Origin of the sequence: Cellulophaga sp. RHA_52, from assembly GCF_007827205.1 — a bacterium.
GTDB classification, from domain to species: domain Bacteria; phylum Bacteroidota; class Bacteroidia; order Flavobacteriales; family Flavobacteriaceae; genus Cellulophaga; species Cellulophaga lytica.
Genome location: NZ_VIRZ01000001.1, coordinates 3,095,653 through 3,112,394, shown reverse-complemented (window position 1 = coordinate 3,112,394; position 16,742 = coordinate 3,095,653). Strand labels below are relative to the sequence as shown.

Here is a 16,742-nt window from a genome sequence, read left to right as displayed (position 1 = left end):
TTTTTGGTTCTTGTGTTTAGCTTGTGTATTAATAGTTTCCCCATTGGTTAAGTGAGGTGGCTATATAAGCCATATCTTTAATTGTATATCTAAAATCTATATGTATATTTAATAAAAAAGACCAACTATTGGTTTGCTCATTACCGGGCCACAATTCAGACGGGTAAATCCCTTTTTGTATTAAATGCTTTTTTACACTTTGTAATGTATCTAAATCTTTAAAAACTAAATGCAATCCAAACGTTGTGTTTTTATTATTTTTTAAGATAAGATAATTATCATTTTTATTAAGGTTTTGTATTAAATATTCTAAATTATGCTTTTTATAATGCGTATAATTCTTATTTAAATATAAACCAATTAATTTACGGTGTTCTTCCTTAACAGAAATTACCTGGTATTGGTGTTGTAAATAATTTTCAGAATCAGAAATTAGATTTAAATATTTTTGTTTTAAAGTGTCATCATTAACGCTATTGTTGTAAATATAATTTTGCTTTAGTTGCATAGCTTTATTTACCAAATCCCAATTATCATAAAATACAGGATCTACGTTACCAATACTTGTGTTATTATTTTGTGTTTTTCCGTTTGGTTGCCATAAAATTCCTCCTAATGGTATAGGCAATGTTTTACGCAATGATGCTACACAGTAATCTGCTTTACTTGTTAAACATCCAGAACTAAGCCAGCCATGAGAATGATCTTCTATGCAAAATGGTTTGTTGGCCGTTGTAGGAATGTTATAATGGAACAATCCCCAAAAATTATTTAGTAATACTATATCTTTATCCGTTGCAAAATCTAACACATTTAATTGGTGTTCAGGATTAAAAGGATCTAATGTATAAAAATGAATAGTAGAATAACATTTTTGTAACCAACTTGTTACGTGCTGGCAGTAATACTTTGGAAGCCAAATTTTTGCTATATTTTCTTCTGCAATAAGTTTGTCAAAAATATATTTTATTGCGTGTCTTCCTGTATAAAATAAGTTGTAATTAGTAATATAGTCTTGCGTATTAAAATTAGTTATAGCATCAGCATCTGTACTGTGAAAAAAAGAACCTATACCTGCTTTGTTTTCCATTAATTTTCCTACTTAATAATTACAGTTCAAAAATAATTAAAAAAGTGCGCTTAAATTAATATATGCAGATATATGGATGTAGTGTAGTAAATACTAGACAAACGTAACTTTTACGTCCTATTCTTATTTATTTAAAGAGAACAATTTGTTGTTAACGTTAATAAAAACAGGAACTTTTGTGTAGTTAACTATTACTCTTTATTTTTAATAATCTATCGCATTTAGCAAAGGTGATGTTGCTTTTGTAATTATTAAACGACGCTTTAATTTTTTCATTTTTAAGCCATGCTATATAAATTGCAGCAGTATTAATACCTGCTTCATGTGAGAACGGATATCCACCACCAAATCTGGGGTTAAATTCTAAAATGTATATTTTATTTTCAGCAATAAAAATGTCACAATCTAAATTTCCAGAATGCCTTAATAATAAGGATATTTTTTCTCCAATAGCTAATATTTCAGGGGTAATTACAGAAATAGCTTTGTCTGTCTCTCCAGACCTCATAGCAAGTTTTTCTCGGGCAAATGTTCCGTAATAATTACCATTAAAATCATTTAATATGTCTAACCCGTACTCAGAACCTTTTATTTTTTCTTGAATTAAAATAGCAGTGTTAATTTCTTTTTCACTGGCCTTGTATAATATTGTTTTTTTTAATTTAATCAATAACAATTTATGTACAAGTATTAATTCTTCTTTAGTATCTACTGTCTCTATACCAATAGAAGAACTTCCCCATCTTGGTTTAAGTATTAAAGGGTAACTCAGGGTATTATTTTCTGTTTCAGCTATAGCTTCATCTATATGTATAAAAGTCTTTGGAGTAGTTAATTTTTCTTTCATTAAAAACTGATAAAACTTCCATTTATCAAAAGCAATATCAATAACATCTTCATTAGAAATTAAAACTTTTACACCAATATTATTAAAATTACTTTTGTGTTTGGCTAGCAAAGGCAACTCTAAATCGTTTAATGAAATTACAGCTGTTACTTTATGTTGTAGGCATATGTCTTTTATGGTACTAATGTAGTTTTCATCATAAATACTAGGTACAGTAATAGCAATATCAGCATCTGCTAGGGCAGGAGCATTAGCGCTCATATCTGTTGCAATTATTAGACCTTCATTATTTAAAGCTTCTTTAAAGTAGTTAATTAGGTAGTTTCTTCTGCCTGCGCAAGTAAAAAGAATATTGGTTGGTTTCATGTTTTAATATTTTGAGCAGATTACTGCAAGGTTTTTTTGTAAAGATTTACAGATATTTTTCTTTTACCAGATTTTAGGGCTCTAATTTCATTTACATATTCCACAACTACTTCTGCATCTTCACCAATATCACTTTTAAATAATGAAACAAGTTCTTGTTCTCTTATAAATGTAGACTTGCAATTTATTTTTATTATATATTTTTTTTCATCAGTTTGTATAAACTGCAGTTGCTCTAGTTCATGAAAATCATAAACATAAGCGTGCATTGTAAAGGAGTTTAGTGTGTCTCCATTGGTTTTATACAAAACATCCATTTTTCTGCCTTCTATGTTTTTTAATTTTGGCAAAGTATTTTCATTGTCTGTTTGTAAGCAGCCAACATCACCAGTGTCGTAACGTATCATTGGTGTAGCAGTATTGTACAAGTCTGTAATAACTATACGGCCTATTTCTCCATCTTTAGCAGGCAGATCCCTTTCTAAATCTAAAATTTCTACAATATAACTGGCCCAGTTAATAGTAAAACTAGTCTCATTAGGTAATTGTTGTGCTATAATACCATTTTCTACATTAGAGTATCTAGAGACTGTAGGGTTTTTAAAATAATACTCCATTTTTGATTTAACCTTTGGGCTCAAACCTTCTGCAATACCAATTATAGATTTCATATTACAGTCTAACGGTGCTGCTTTTACTTTATCTAAATATTTACATATGGTTTCAAAACCAGAAGGATAACCTATTAACCCTTTTTCAGAGGAATCATTTTGTAGTCTACTCAGTAGATCTTTAATATACTTGTCAGTTAGTTGGGTAACATCTAACTGTTCTGTATTTTGTAAAAAGGCAATTAGCTTGGGTTTTTTAAAATAGGCAGCCCAAAACCTAAGATATAACAGTTTTTGGCCAATAGTATAACCGGCAAGTTTTGCAAAATAAATAGTGTCTGCAGTATTTCTGGTTTTTTTTCTGCTAGATTGGTATATTTTAAAAGGAGTACCCGTAGATCCGCTAGTACTAACTAAAGTAAATTTATCTTTGTTTTGATTAGCGCTTGTAATAGCATCAAAATTAGTTTTAATACTATTTTTATCTACTACCGGAAAATCTTGAAGCGTACTAAAATTAGCATACTGTTGGTAATATTTAGTATTATTAACTGCAAAGTTTAGTAAAAAATCTAATGCCTGTGTTTGTTGTTGTAGTTGTATTTCTTTGGTGGCTTTATTAAAGTTCCTAATAGCATTTACATCTTTTTTTATTTTGCCTCCCTTTAACATATCTAAAGTCCAGAAAGCAAAATTTCTACAGTCAGAAGCTAATCCCATACGTTATTAATGTATTAATTTTTAATAGGTTATAAATGTAGGGGAACATTTTTTCTTATAAAAGTCGCTGTTTAGTTAAAAAACTTTCGTTAATACTTATAAAAATTATTTTTCTTTTTCTAAAGACTCATACTCTTTACGTAATTGTTCCCAAATATAAGATCGTTCGTAATTATTAATCATAACTTCTCTACAGGTATTTGGGTTATAAAGTTTGTCTTTGTGGTTGTAAAATTCAAGCATTTTTGTAAACAACGCATCTGCATCTTTTACAGGTATAATTGTGCCATTAACACCTTCTTTTATAATTTCATTACACCCGTTAATATCTGTAACAATACTATATAGTTTCATAGCGCCAGCTTGCATCACTACGTTAGGGAAGCCTTCTCTGTAGCTAGGGAACGTTAATGCATCAGATATTGCAAAATAAGGGCGTACATCTTCTTGCCAACCAATGCCCATAACCGTTTTATTATTGTAAATGTAGTCTAAAGACGCTTTGTTAAGTGGGTCTAACTCTGTTTCAAAAGTACCAACTAGTAGTAATTTTACATTCTTTTTTATAGCTGCTAATTTTTTAAAAGCACCTATTAACTCATTAATACCTTTGTCTGCCACCAATCTGCCAACAAACGTAAACACAATATCTTCTGGCGCAAAACCTAATTCTGTTCTTAATTTTAAATTGTCTGCTGCAGTATACAAGTCAGGATTAAAATGGTTGGTGTCTATACCGTTAGAACTACCCTTACCAATTACTTTTAGCTTGTTTTTACGTGTAAACTTTTCTTTTATAATAATGTCTTGTAACCCAAAAGAGTTAGGATAAATTTTAGTAGCACAAGCATAAGTTATTTTTTCTACAAGATTTAAAATGGTTCTTTTTGTACCAGTAGCTTCTAATAATGGCAAACCAGCAATAGTATGTAACCTGTGTGGTACACCAGCTAATTTAGCAGCTAACATAGCAGCAGTACCAGCTTTTGGCGTGTGACTATGTACTATAAAAGGTTTTTCTTTTTTAAATATTTTGTACAGCCCGTATACAGATTTTAAATCTTTAATAGGTGTTATTTTACGGGTTAGTTCTACCGCAATAACAGGAACACCTTCTTGTATGTGCACATTTGTAAGAGCATCTCCTCCGCTAGACACACCAATTACGTCATAATACTTACTCATATAACGTAGTTGCCCAGTAAGTAGTTTACCTAGTGAATTGGGAATTGTTGTAACACGTATTATTTTCTTTTTCATAATAATGGAAATCTCCTGTAGAATACTTTATAGGTATTATTCTTATTTTTATAAGACACTTATCTGTGCCTATTTTAAGTTAAAAACCTAGCAAATCTACTTATAAAAGCACTTTGTTCTTGCAATTAATCTATTAAAAGGTAAATTTTAACGGTAACGGTTATACTAAAAAGGGCATAAAATGAGTTTAATTTAAAGTATATGCTTTGTTAATGTAAAGTAGAATACTACAAAAATAATATTTTATACGTTTTTTTGTTAAAAATGAGCGTGTTAACGTCCAAAACTGAATTTGTTTCGTATTTGAATAAGTTAGTTGTCGATTTTTATTAACATTTAATCGATTATTACATTAAAATAGTATCTTTAAACCCCATTAAAAAAGTAATATGCACAAGCAACCATTAACCCTAGTTAAAGTTCTAGTTTTTAGCTTATTTATAGCTACAACACTAGTCTCATGTTCTCAAGAAGATTTGTTAGCAAATGTAATAGCAGAAAACGCAGCTGAAGAAGAGCCAGATACAGAACCAGATGTACAACCTATAGGTGATTTAGATATTAATACCACACCTTGTGACTATACTTTAGACGGTATTGCAGCAGGTACTACTTTGGCTATAGAATGCCAATTAGACTTAGATGGTAAAACAGTAAGTTTACCAACAGGTGTAACTTTAGAATATAAAGGAGGAGAAATTATTAATGGTACTTTAAATTTTACCGCAGGTGGTAAAATAGATGGCAATTTATTAAACCAAAACTTAACTGTAGAAGGTAATGTTAGCCTTATAAGCGAAACCTTTGAATTTCACCCAAGCCGTTGGGATATTGTACAAGGAAAAGTTAATGATGAAGTAGCAATACTTAATACTACTAATTTTAAGATTTTAGTTAACAAAATAAATGAATTAGGTGGTTTTGAGTTCAAAGTAGATGTTTTTGATGCATACTTTAAAACTGATGGTTATTTAAATATTTCTGTTCCTGAATTACATGCAATTAATTTACCTTCTAACTTTCATTTAGCAATGAGTGAAAATACACATTTACGTATGCAACCACACGGTCATTTTAGAGCGGCTTTGTTATCTATTTACGATGCTGAAAATATAAAAGTTTCTGGAGGTTATTTACATGGTGAACGAGATGAACATAATTACAATTCAGGCTTTGTGGATTCTGATGGTGCTACCGGAAAAACAAATGAGTGGGTAAATGTAATGTCAATAAAAGGTGGTAGGGAAGTAACTATAGACGGTGTTACTTTTATGGATGCTGCAGGTGATTGTTTAGCTATTAGTAGTATATATCATTATAATGATTCAAGACATATACGTTCTAAAGATATCACATTAAGAGATAATAAATTTATTAGGGCTAGAAGAACCAATTTGGTTATTGTAAATGGAGAATATATTTATGTAGAAAATAATGAATTTATTGATGGAGGTATTGATACAGAAAATTCTACAGGAACAGCACCTTCTTCTAATTTTAATATGGAGCCAGTTAGGGGTAGAGATGCAGTAACAGGAGCTTTAATTGAATATGAAAGGGTAAGTCATGTTTATTTTAGAGGAAATAAACAAGTAATTACTGATGTTGAAGCTAATCCTAGAGCAGGAGGGTTCTTTTTCTCTCACGGAAACGGACCAATTATTGTGGAAGATAATGAAATTATAGATTGTGGAATATCATTTCATACAGTTGAAGGGTTGGTAATAAGAAATAATACAATAACTGGTGGTAGTATTTCTGCGGGTAGTGCTCAAAATTTTAATAGAACCGATTTTGTGTATGGAAATGAAGTATATGGAAATACTATTAAAACAGAAGGTGTAGCTATAAATATTGCAGGTAATGGAACTATTGTTTACGAAAATGATGTAGAAGCTACTGTTGGAATTGCTTTGGGAGCAGGAGCTAAAACTTCTAGTAATGGTGTTTCCAACACTAAAATATATAATAATAGTATTAAAGCCTACAGCAGAGGAATTACTTCTATGAATACTATGGAAAATGTTACTATTGAAGATAATACTCTAGAAATGCAAGAAGGAGCTAATTTTTCATTAGCAATAGGAAATAAATGGGAAATGGATACAGATTCTAATTTTATTATAAAAAACAACACTATTACTGGAGTTAAAACAGATTCAGAGACAGGAGCCCCACCTAGTTTGATTGTAGGGAATTCAATTGAGATTATTGATAATAAGTTTGGAGATGTTCAGTTAAATACTGGTGCCAGTAATGTAATATTAAGAAATAATGAAATAGATGCTAATATAGGAGCTAGTGGAATTTTGTTCTATGATGATTCTCCCAATAGTATTTTTTCAGGAAATAAAATTTATTTATATGTTACAAAAACACCTTTAAAAATAGAGCCAATTAAGGTTTATAAGGATGTAAAGTTATCTGGTAATGTTGTTTTAGAAAATAATACAGTGATTGAAATGTAATTTTTTATTACAATTGTCATAAAATTACAAGGTGCTTAGTATTAATCTGATTAAAGATTAATATTAAGCACTTTTTATTTAAAATTAATTGCTTTTCTAAGAACTTAAATTAGGTTTGCATTAATTTAATTAGAATAAGACTATAATGTTTTTAAATTCAATAAATAATTTTCGCGCAATATCTATAATCTTTATAGTGGCAGGTCATTGTTTCGTTTTTTTCGGTAACATATCAATTTTATCCAACAATACATTAATATCTAGAATGTTTTTAAACCTTATTTTAGGTGGTTCAACATTATTTGTGATAATATCTGGATTTCTGTTCCACCACGTTTATTATAGGAAATTTCAGTTTAAAAAGTTTTATTTAAAAAAAATAAAGTATGTGTTAATACCTTATATAATACTTACTACACTAGCAGTTAGTATAGTGTTTTTTAAATGTCTTTATAAATTAAATTCATTTGAAAATTTATTACTTTGTTTTTCTAATATTAATATTTCAAAATATTATTTTACCGGAATGCATTTCTTTATTGGTTATTGGTACATACCCTTTGTAATGATTCTTTTTTTGTTAACACCTTTATTTGTGTCTTTTGTAAGATTAAAAATAACCTCAAAAATTATAATTGTTACCAGTCTTTTGTTAGTTTCCTTTGTCTTACATAGAGGGGATAGTCAGGATTTTTATGCTATACTACAAAATGTAGTCTTCTATATACCAGTTTTTTTACTTGGAATTACTTTGTCAGAAAGAAAGGATATAATTTATAGTAAGTTAAAAGGAAAAGATTCTTACTTGCTTGTTATTGTCTTGTTATTGGCTTTTTCTCAATCTTATTTAGGGAAATTAGGAACTTATGAAAAAGCTCCATTTTTATTTCAAGGTTTAGATTTAATGTTAATTCAGAAAATAGTATTTAGTCTATTCTTTTTAATATGGCTGAAGCGTTTTGAAAATTTTAAGTCGACGCATTTAAATTTAATAGCAGAATGCAGTTTCGGAATATATTTTATTCACGGAATCATAATATGGGTTATTGAAGTTATTAAGCCAAAGCTAAACTTAACATTTTCAATCAATCAATTTTATATATACATCATTTATTTTATTGTAATCTTTTATTTATCACTATTTGTAACATATCTGATAAAAAAGAAATTTCCAAAATACAGTAGATACTTGATAGGAAGTTAAATTAATGATTATTTTTATATAGGTTTACTTGTTTGTCTATTGTTTTATTAATGTTATATGTTTGCGATCTTTTTAAACATTTTTTAATAAGATCAAAGTATAATGCTTCATCTTCTAATATTAAAGAAATTTGTTGTGCTAATGCTTTATAGTCAGTATCAGGAAATAATAAGCCAGCACCTTTAACAATATCTTTTAAACCGGGAACATCCGAAGCTATAAACGGTTTGCCAGAAGCAAGCCCTTCAATAGAGGCTAATGATAGACCTTCATAATGGGATGATAAAACAACAATATCCGCTGTTTTTAAAATTTTTGGTACAGCCATACGTATGCCTAAGAAAAACACTCTGTCTGTTAAGTCTAACTTGCGTGCTAATTCTTCACATTCTGTTCTTAAAGGACCATCGCCAACTAATACGGCTATTACATTTTTGTCAAGGTATTCTAATGATTTAATAAGAGTTTGTTGATCTTTTTGAGTTGTAAAAGAAGAAACTTGTACAAGTATTTTATGGTTGTCATTAATGCCCTTGGCTAATTCTGATTTTAAATATCCTGTTTCACTTTTAATGGTACTTAAATTAACTCCATTTTGTATAAGTTCAAATTTAGACTCTTTAAATTTTAAATGCTTTTTAAGATTAGTATCTACGTCTTTAGAAATGGTAATAATTTTTGAGTATTGAGAATAGATTAATTTATCAATTATTTTAAATAGTAATTTATCCCTTCTTCTATTAGAGGTATTGTGCTCTGTATATATTAATTTGGTTCTAGAAAAACTTATTAGTTTGGCTAAAGCTACCCAATATAGACTTGGGAATAAATGTACGTGTACTACATCGTATTTTTTTAATAATGGAATTATTTTTAGAATGTTGCTAGGACTGTAAGGGCTTTTTTTTGATAAAATAAATATTTTAGTAGGACTCTTTTTTTTCAATTGTTCTAAGAAAGGAGCATCATTATTATTTAAAACAGCTAAATCCATAGTTATATTCTCATCTTTGTTAAAAAGAGGAATAGACTCTAGTAAAAGTTTCTCCGCTCCACCTGTTTGTAGGTTGTTTATAATTTGAAGGATTTTCATTTTTTTATTTTTAACAAGATATAGATGTGCATTAATACTCCAAATGGTATGGCAAAGAAAGTAATTATCTTTTTAGGGTTATTTTTAAAAATATTAACTCTTTTTAAAAAGAGACATGACGATATGTAATGGATAGCTCTGGTAAAGGTATATTTAATACTTTTAGAGTATTTCATTTCTATGATGCGTGAATATAAAAAACCTTCAGGATGTAGCTTATATTGTCTTAATATGTTTTTTGATGAACCATCCTCTAAATATTCAACTATGCATAAAACTTCATTAATAGGTTTTAATTTATAGTCTTGATCAATCATTAAATAAAGTATCCCAAGAGGTACAAAACGCTCTCCTTTATAAATAGGATAAGCAGGGTATTTTTTTACCACTTTTGTTTTATAGACTAATTTTTTGTCTCCACTAGCTTTGTGTACGTTGTAAATTTCAGATAAAGTGGTTTCTTCTAAGCTTTCAGGCATTTTAGACCCTATAATGTCCCCTTTTTTATCTGCATCTAAACCAACCAAACCTGCAAATTTAGGATTGTCTTTAATGCTAGGGTAGTGGTATAGTATTTTTTCTATAGCGTCTACAGGCATAAAATCATCACTATCTATACAAACGTTTAACTCGGTAGTAATTAATTTATAAGCTGCATTGTGTCCGCCATGCATCCCTAAATTTTCTTGGTAATGGTATTGTATGGCAATTTTGCCCTCTGCAATCCAACTTGCTACTAACTCTTTGGTTGTATCTGTAGAGCCATCATCTATAACTAACCATAAAAAATCTTTATTGGTTTGTTTCAGTAGACTTTGGTACACCTGGTCTAAACAATACGCGCGGTTGTAGGTAGGGGTAAATACGGTTATGGTTTTAGTGTTTGTCATAATAAGTTTATTAGGCGTAATATATTTTGTACATTAAATAGGTAAAGGCAAAATAAGCAAGTGTTATTTTTCCAATCATAAAATGTTGATTCTTAAAAAACTGTTTTTTTAGCATAGGGTATATAATAACAATAGCCATCATAAACCACGATAAATAAGCAAAACGGTTGGAGTAATTGGCACGTATGACTAAGATCCAAAATGCATTGCATATTAAATAGGTGTTAACTAATTGAAAATAAACTTGATCTTTAAATTTCCGTTTTATAATAAAATACCAAGCGGCAAATACAGCAAAACCACTGTAAAAAATAAAATCCCATCGGAAGCCACTGTTTGCTTCTGCTTCTCCTGTTAAATATCCTGCCAAACGGTCGTCTCCAAAACCAAGGCTTGTAAACAATGTAATAAAAAGACTTCCCAATATAAAAGAAAGTGGTATTGCTACTACCCAAGCTTTTAAATAGGTTTTTGGGTTGTTGTAAATGTATGTTATGCCATAAGCGGCGATTGGTAATAGTAATGTTTTATGAAATTGTATGGATATTAAAAACAGCACTATCATTAGCGCTCTTTTACGATGGTAACTTACGCCCCATAAAAACAAAGAGGCGGCAGCCCCATTTCTGATGCCATTTACACCATAGGTCCAAAAAGAAAAAGAAACCACAAATAATAAAAAAGCATAGTACCAATACTCTTTAAAAAACTCTTTAGAGATGCGGTACATAGGATATATGTATATGAATGTAATAATTGTAAAAAAGTTATGTACAGAAATAAGTTGTGCTGATCCTTTCATAAATAAATGCCAGCCATAATCATTTGCATTCTCTTTTATTTCTGCTCCATATTGGTAGGCAACATAAGATCTGTAATAATTAATAGTATCTCCAAAATAAATACCACTTATAGGGCGTTGTCCTATAAATAAAATTAGTAAAACCAACAGTGTAATGCCTGCAAACTGAATGAAAATTAAGTTTTTTTGAGCATCTAACTTTAATACTATTGTATGTAGAAGTGTAAACAGTACTAAAAATAGGCATGCATTCATAAACACATCATAGTAGCTTTCCATTGGAATTAATGAGCCCATAATTAATTTTTTTTAGCGTTAGGAGTTAGTATTCTTCCTGGGTTACCCACTACAACACAATTGTCTGGCACACTTTTTACCACTACAGTACCTGCGCCAATTTGTACATTATTACCAATTGTAATATCGCCTATGACTATAGCACCTGTATAAATTGAGACATTATTACCTATGGTAGGTCTTTTGCCGTTCACCTCGCCTACGGTAACCAAATGGTTTACATAAAAGTTTTCTCCAATGCTATTGGCATTTAATATGGTGCAATACGGGTGTCCTGTTAAGGTTCCGCCAGCTAATTTAGTAGTAACGTCAATAGTAAAGTTGTTCTGTTTTCTACAATATAAATTTAAAATATGTGAAGTAAAACTTCTTGTTCTATAATAGAACAGTGTTCTAAAATCAGGTGAAACTGCTAAAAAATGCAATAAGAGTCCTGTATTACTTTTTTGTATGTTTTTAGCTGTTGCCCAACGTGTTAGATCTTTGTCTATGTCTGTTTTGTTGGCACTTTTTAGGTAGAGTAAAACGTGTGGCCATAGCAACAATTTGTATAACGTATTTAGTAAGCTCCTCATAATACTTTATTTTTTTAATGTAGTAAATAAATTAATCCATTTACTCATTACTTTTTCTATAGTGTACTTTTTTGCGTTTTCTACTGCTTCTGTACTCATAGATTGTAGCAAGTCCTTATTTCTGCTTAGCTTTAAAAGTGCTTCAGCAAATTGTTCTTTATTGTAATGCTCTACCAATATACCATTTTCTTTAGATACAATATTGCTAGGTCCATGCGGACAGTTGTACGCTACAATAGGCAAACCACAAGCTTGTGCTTCTAACAATACCAGCGGAAAACACTCATTATGCGATGTCATGGCATAAATAGAAGCGTCTAACATTTTTTTCTTTACCTGTGTTGTGCTGCCTTTTAAAAGAACGACTTCACTTAAATTATTAGCATCTATTTGTTTCTGTAGACTAGCTACGTACTCTTTTGGTCCGTCTCCATAAATATGCAATTGCCATTGGGGATCTTGTTGCGCAAACAGAGCCCAAATATCAATGAGTAAATCAAAACCTTTAACTTGAGCTATTCTACCAGCTGCTATTACTATTTTTTTTTCTAATGTAGTTTTGGTCTCAGGAAAAAATGTTAAAGGGTTTGGTATTACAGTTGTGTTGTTAGAAGCGTAATATGCTTGTTCATCTTTGTTTAGAACAACCAGAGAATCATATTTTGTTTCTACGTAATCTGCAAATTTCAAAAACTGTTTTTTAAACGTACTTTTAGGATTTTTACGTTTTTCAACCTCTATAGATTTAGAATAATGAAATTCTTTCACTTTAGGAATATGCTTGGCTATAAAGGGCATAAAATACGTATCCGTACTGTGGCTACAGACAACAACTACGTCTGGTTGAATTTGTTTTAAAACGTGCTTTATTTTAGAAATATGTATTGGTAATTTCAGTAAATTTTTTGGATGAAAATAAGATTTGTTTCTTGAGTAGTTAATACCCAAATCTAAAAAATGAATAGCGCTATTAAAGTCATAACAAGGGGAGTTTTGTTGTTGCTCTGTTGTTATTATATGTATGTCATTGGCGTCGTTTTTAGCTAAATAGTTAGCCTTTATAGACAATACGCGCTCTATACCACCGTGTAGGTAGACCTGATCTATTAAAAAGACAATTTTCATGTAGTGCGTATTATTTTTTTAAATAACATATCCCATTTCATCGCTATTTTTTCTATAGAATAGCGCTGTACATCTCTTCTTGCAGCAGTGCCCATTTTTTGCCTATTGCCATCATCTCCTATAAGCTGTAAAAGTCCGTTAGCAAGTTTATCACAATCGTCGTTAGGTACTAAAACACCGTTTTTATTGTGAGTAATAATATCCGCCGGTCCATGCGGACAATCAAACGAAACACAAGGTACACCATACGCCATAGCCTCTGTTAATACCATACCAAAACCCTCGTATCTAGAAGACATGACATAAATAGAAGCCTCTTGGTATTTTTCAGCAATGTTTTTTACAGGTGCATAAAAATGTACACTCCTTGTAATGCCTAATTCTTCAGCTAGTTTTGGTAGTTGCTCTTTTTCGCTTATGGTACCATAAATGTCTAATTCCCAATCTGGATGTTTTTCAGCTACAGTTTTCCAACTTTGCAATAAACGATCATACCCTTTTTGATAACTTTGCTTGCCAACAGCCAGTACTTTCTTGGTGTTTAATAAACTGAGGTTTTTTTCTTCAGGAAAAAAAGACAATGGATTAGCAATTACAGACATATTTTTTAGTTGCCACTCCTTAGTATTTCCGTTGGTTAAAACTACAAAACTATTATATTTTGCAGCTCCTAGATCCATTAACTTAAACGTAATTTTATTTTTAAGTTGGCCTAAAAAAGAAGAAGCACCTTTTTTTATTTGTATATTTTTAGATACGTGTCTCTCGTATATCATAGGGCAAGGTTTGCCAATAATGTAGGGTAGTAGTAGCCCTTTTAAGCCATCATCACAAACAGATACTATATCAGGATTAATTTTATTTAAGCAATTTTTTAATCCTTCTTTGTACTGATTTAGGTATGAAAACGGATTGCCCGTTGCTTTTACGTTATGAAAAGTTATGGCTTTACTAAAGTTATAAAACAAATCGGAACTGTCATTATTCAATGCTATTATATGCACATTGTACTGCATAGCATCTGCAAAATAACTCGCCTTAATAGAAAGTACTCGTTCTAAACCGCCAGGTCCAGACACTCCGTTTGTGATATAGACTAATTTAGGCATTACTTATTGTTTTAAAGCGTTGTTTAAGTATGTTTTAGAAGAATTTATCAAAACATCTAGTTTTTCTTGCGCTTCCGAAAAATTGATAGCATTAGTTTTATGGTTTTGAACCATTTTTTCATCTAAAATTAATAGCTGATCTAAACCAATAGACCCTAACATATCTCGCATACGTGTATTAATTTTGTAAGATCTATTAAAAACGACAAAGTCTTTTTGAAAAATTATAGAAAATGCTACTGCATGAAAGCTATTAGAAATTACAAAACTTGCATTTTTTATAAGACTTAAAAACTTATCTGGGCCTTTAAAAAAATAATTTTTATCGGCATAATTAATCAACTCATTAACAGTAATAATATCCCAACCATTTTCTTTTTTTAGCTTTAAAGCCATTTGTTTAATTAAGGGGTTAGAATCAAAATCGTAGATAAAAATATACTTATTATCTTCTTTACTACCGTCTTCTAATTTAGACCAACTGTTAGGGTCTAATAAAAACACAGGATCTAGTACTTGGTGGGCATTAGTAAACCCTAGTTCTTCTAATATTAATTTACCAGAAGACTCACGTACCGCTACGTGGTCTAATCTGCTTATTTTTTCTTTTACAAATGGTTTTATATCTTCTTCTAATTTATCTATAGCAAAACTTGCGGCATACGATAATTTTAATTTAGTATCAGGAACAAAATCTAAGTAAAAAGCAGGATCTTTTCCATTTTCAAAAAAAGAATTCCAAATTTGGTCACTACCACAAATATATGCATCAGCTTCAGGCAAATCCTTTTTTAAATCTTCATTGGTTTTATAAAGCTTTGTGGTAGCTTTAATGTATTTGTCAGAAAAAGCATCAAATGCTTTTTTACGCCTACGTTTAATTAAGCGTTTTGGAAGCTTAAGAGTATTGTATATAAGACGCAGTACTATATTCTTATCAAATTTAGGATTGTTAGTATACCACAATCTAAAATGATTGCTTAAAAAATGGGGTTTGTAATGTATGGTTTCTGCAGTATGTCCTTGTTGTTCTAAATAAGTTAATAATGCATATTCTTGAAGACTAGCTCCATGATTATACACTTCATGGCAGGTAATGGTTTTTATTTTCATAATTTACTTTTCTAAATTCAAAATAAAATTATTTATTTTTTCTATAGATTTCTCTTTATCTGTATTTTCTATAGAAGACAAATTATTAACAATGGTTGTTTTAAATTCATCATCATTTATATATAGTTTAACGGCAGCACTAATAGCACTAGGTTTCATATCTGTTATTAATCCAGTTTTTTTATCATCTATGATGTTGTATACACTAGGGAAATTGGTTGCTACAATTGGTTTGTTTAAAAAAGAAGCTTCTATTACAGATAAGCCTAAACCTTCAAATAAAGAAGTTTGTACATAAATATCTGCTGCTTTAATATAAGGGTATGGGTTTTCTTTAAAGCCTAGAAGAATAAAATGTTCTTCTAGTTTATAAGTTGCTATTAATTTTTCTAAATTAACTCTTTCAGGACCTTCCCCAATAACATACCATTTAACATTGAGTTTACTTTTAATTAAAATAGAACAAGCCTCTATAGCTAATTCATAGCCCTTAGCTTTTGCCAACCTACCAACAGTAACTATAGATGTGATATTTTCATTTGAAATGTTCTCAGGGGTCTTTTCTCTGCTTAATTTTTCTATAACTTTTTTGTCTGTGATATCTTTGATAACTGTCGTTTCAATTGTAGTGTTAACAGTATTTAGCTCTTTTATAAAAGAAGCTTCGTTTTCTTTAGATACACAAACAACTTTGTTTAATTTTTTATAAAAGTATATATCTTTAGATATAGTGTAACCAGCTTTTTTATAATCTGTATTTAACCAAGCAAATTTAGAATTTGCTTGTACTTTTTCTACTGTGTAATATGTAGAAAAACCTTGATTGTATGCAATAGCTATATCATATTCTTCTTTTTGATTAATGAATTGATTAGAGTAAGCTTTCCAAAAGAGTTGCGCATTATGTACATTCTCAAATATTTTTCTTAAAATAAAAAACTTCATTTTAAGAAAAAACTTACCTAGAAAATTAGATTCTTTAACCTCTATAGCTTTAATTTCAATTTCTTTAGGAACAAATTTTTCAAATTCACCTCCCTTTTTAAGAATTAATAGATCTACGTTATATTTGGTTAAATCTATATTATTTAATAAGGTAACAAGACTTTTTTCTGCACCACCACAATGTAAAGATTCAATTATAAAAAGTATTGATTTCGTTTTATTCATAA

Annotated in this window: 14 protein-coding genes; 2 read left to right on the top strand and 12 right to left on the bottom strand. The window is 29.9% G+C overall.

The genetic code is table 11. The features are described 5' to 3' along the window. Positions 1 to 28: 28 nt before the first annotated feature. From JM80_RS13760 to JM80_RS13745, 4 genes are all read right to left on the bottom strand, one after another. Positions 29 to 1,090, bottom strand: a complete 1,062-nt coding sequence (locus JM80_RS13760) for a hypothetical protein (RefSeq protein WP_144710602.1) — start codon at positions 1,088 to 1,090, stop codon at positions 29 to 31. Positions 1,091 to 1,274: 184 nt separating this feature from the next. After that, positions 1,275 to 2,303 (bottom strand): ATP-grasp domain-containing protein, encoded by a 1,029-nt coding sequence (locus JM80_RS13755; protein WP_144710600.1) that lies wholly within the window; start codon positions 2,301 to 2,303, stop codon positions 1,275 to 1,277. Positions 2,304 to 2,323: 20 nt separating this feature from the next. Beyond that, positions 2,324 to 3,634 carry a phenylacetate--CoA ligase family protein gene (locus JM80_RS13750; RefSeq protein ID WP_144710598.1) on the bottom strand — a complete coding sequence of 437 codons (1,311 nt, stop codon included), beginning with the start codon at positions 3,632 to 3,634 and terminating at the stop codon, positions 2,324 to 2,326. Between the two features lie 105 nt (positions 3,635 to 3,739). Continuing rightward, on the bottom strand, positions 3,740 to 4,894 hold the full coding sequence (locus tag JM80_RS13745; RefSeq protein WP_186439772.1) for a glycosyltransferase family 4 protein: 1,155 nt from the start codon (positions 4,892 to 4,894) through the stop codon (positions 3,740 to 3,742). 389 nt (positions 4,895 to 5,283) lie between these two features. Here JM80_RS13745 and JM80_RS13740 point away from each other — a divergent pair, with 389 nt between their 5' ends. Beyond that, a complete protein-coding gene (locus JM80_RS13740; protein WP_144710596.1) occupies positions 5,284 to 7,362 on the top strand; it encodes a right-handed parallel beta-helix repeat-containing protein in 2,079 nt (692 codons plus the stop codon). Between the two features lie 145 nt (positions 7,363 to 7,507). Then, positions 7,508 to 8,566, top strand: a complete 1,059-nt coding sequence (locus JM80_RS13735; protein WP_144710594.1) for an acyltransferase — start codon at positions 7,508 to 7,510, stop codon at positions 8,564 to 8,566. A gap of 1 nt (position 8,567) precedes the next feature. On the opposite strand, the gene JM80_RS13730 is transcribed toward JM80_RS13735, so the two are convergent. Genes JM80_RS13730 through JM80_RS13695 form a run of 8 tightly spaced genes read right to left on the bottom strand, consistent with a single transcriptional unit; the run spans position 8,568 to position 16,740 of the window. Then, positions 8,568 to 9,659 (bottom strand): glycosyltransferase, encoded by a 1,092-nt coding sequence (locus JM80_RS13730; RefSeq protein WP_144710592.1) that lies wholly within the window; start codon positions 9,657 to 9,659, stop codon positions 8,568 to 8,570. Continuing rightward, on the bottom strand, positions 9,656 to 10,549 hold the full coding sequence (locus tag JM80_RS13725) for a glycosyltransferase family 2 protein (RefSeq protein WP_144710590.1): 894 nt from the start codon (positions 10,547 to 10,549) through the stop codon (positions 9,656 to 9,658). The genes JM80_RS13730 and JM80_RS13725 overlap by 4 nt, the downstream gene beginning before the upstream one ends. A gap of 10 nt (positions 10,550 to 10,559) precedes the next feature. Next, positions 10,560 to 11,648, bottom strand: a complete 1,089-nt coding sequence (locus JM80_RS13720; RefSeq protein ID WP_144710588.1) for an EpsG family protein — start codon at positions 11,646 to 11,648, stop codon at positions 10,560 to 10,562. Between the two features lie 2 nt (positions 11,649 to 11,650). Then, complete coding sequence (locus JM80_RS13715; RefSeq protein ID WP_144710586.1) at positions 11,651 to 12,223, bottom strand: serine acetyltransferase; 573 nt, start codon at positions 12,221 to 12,223, stop codon at positions 11,651 to 11,653. 6 nt (positions 12,224 to 12,229) lie between these two features. Further along, positions 12,230 to 13,348: a glycosyltransferase family 4 protein gene (locus tag JM80_RS13710; RefSeq protein ID WP_144710584.1), complete on the bottom strand. Its 1,119-nt coding sequence runs from the start codon at positions 13,346 to 13,348 to the stop codon at positions 12,230 to 12,232. After that, positions 13,345 to 14,457, bottom strand: a complete 1,113-nt coding sequence (locus JM80_RS13705) for a glycosyltransferase family 4 protein (RefSeq protein WP_144710582.1) — start codon at positions 14,455 to 14,457, stop codon at positions 13,345 to 13,347. Before JM80_RS13705 ends, JM80_RS13710 begins: the two co-directional genes overlap by 4 nt. A gap of 3 nt (positions 14,458 to 14,460) precedes the next feature. Then, a complete protein-coding gene (locus JM80_RS13700) occupies positions 14,461 to 15,570 on the bottom strand; it encodes a polysaccharide pyruvyl transferase family protein (RefSeq protein ID WP_144710580.1) in 1,110 nt (369 codons plus the stop codon). 3 nt (positions 15,571 to 15,573) lie between these two features. Further along, positions 15,574 to 16,740 carry a glycosyltransferase gene (locus JM80_RS13695; RefSeq protein ID WP_144710578.1) on the bottom strand — a complete coding sequence of 389 codons (1,167 nt, stop codon included), beginning with the start codon at positions 16,738 to 16,740 and terminating at the stop codon, positions 15,574 to 15,576. Positions 16,741 to 16,742 lie beyond the last annotated feature (2 nt).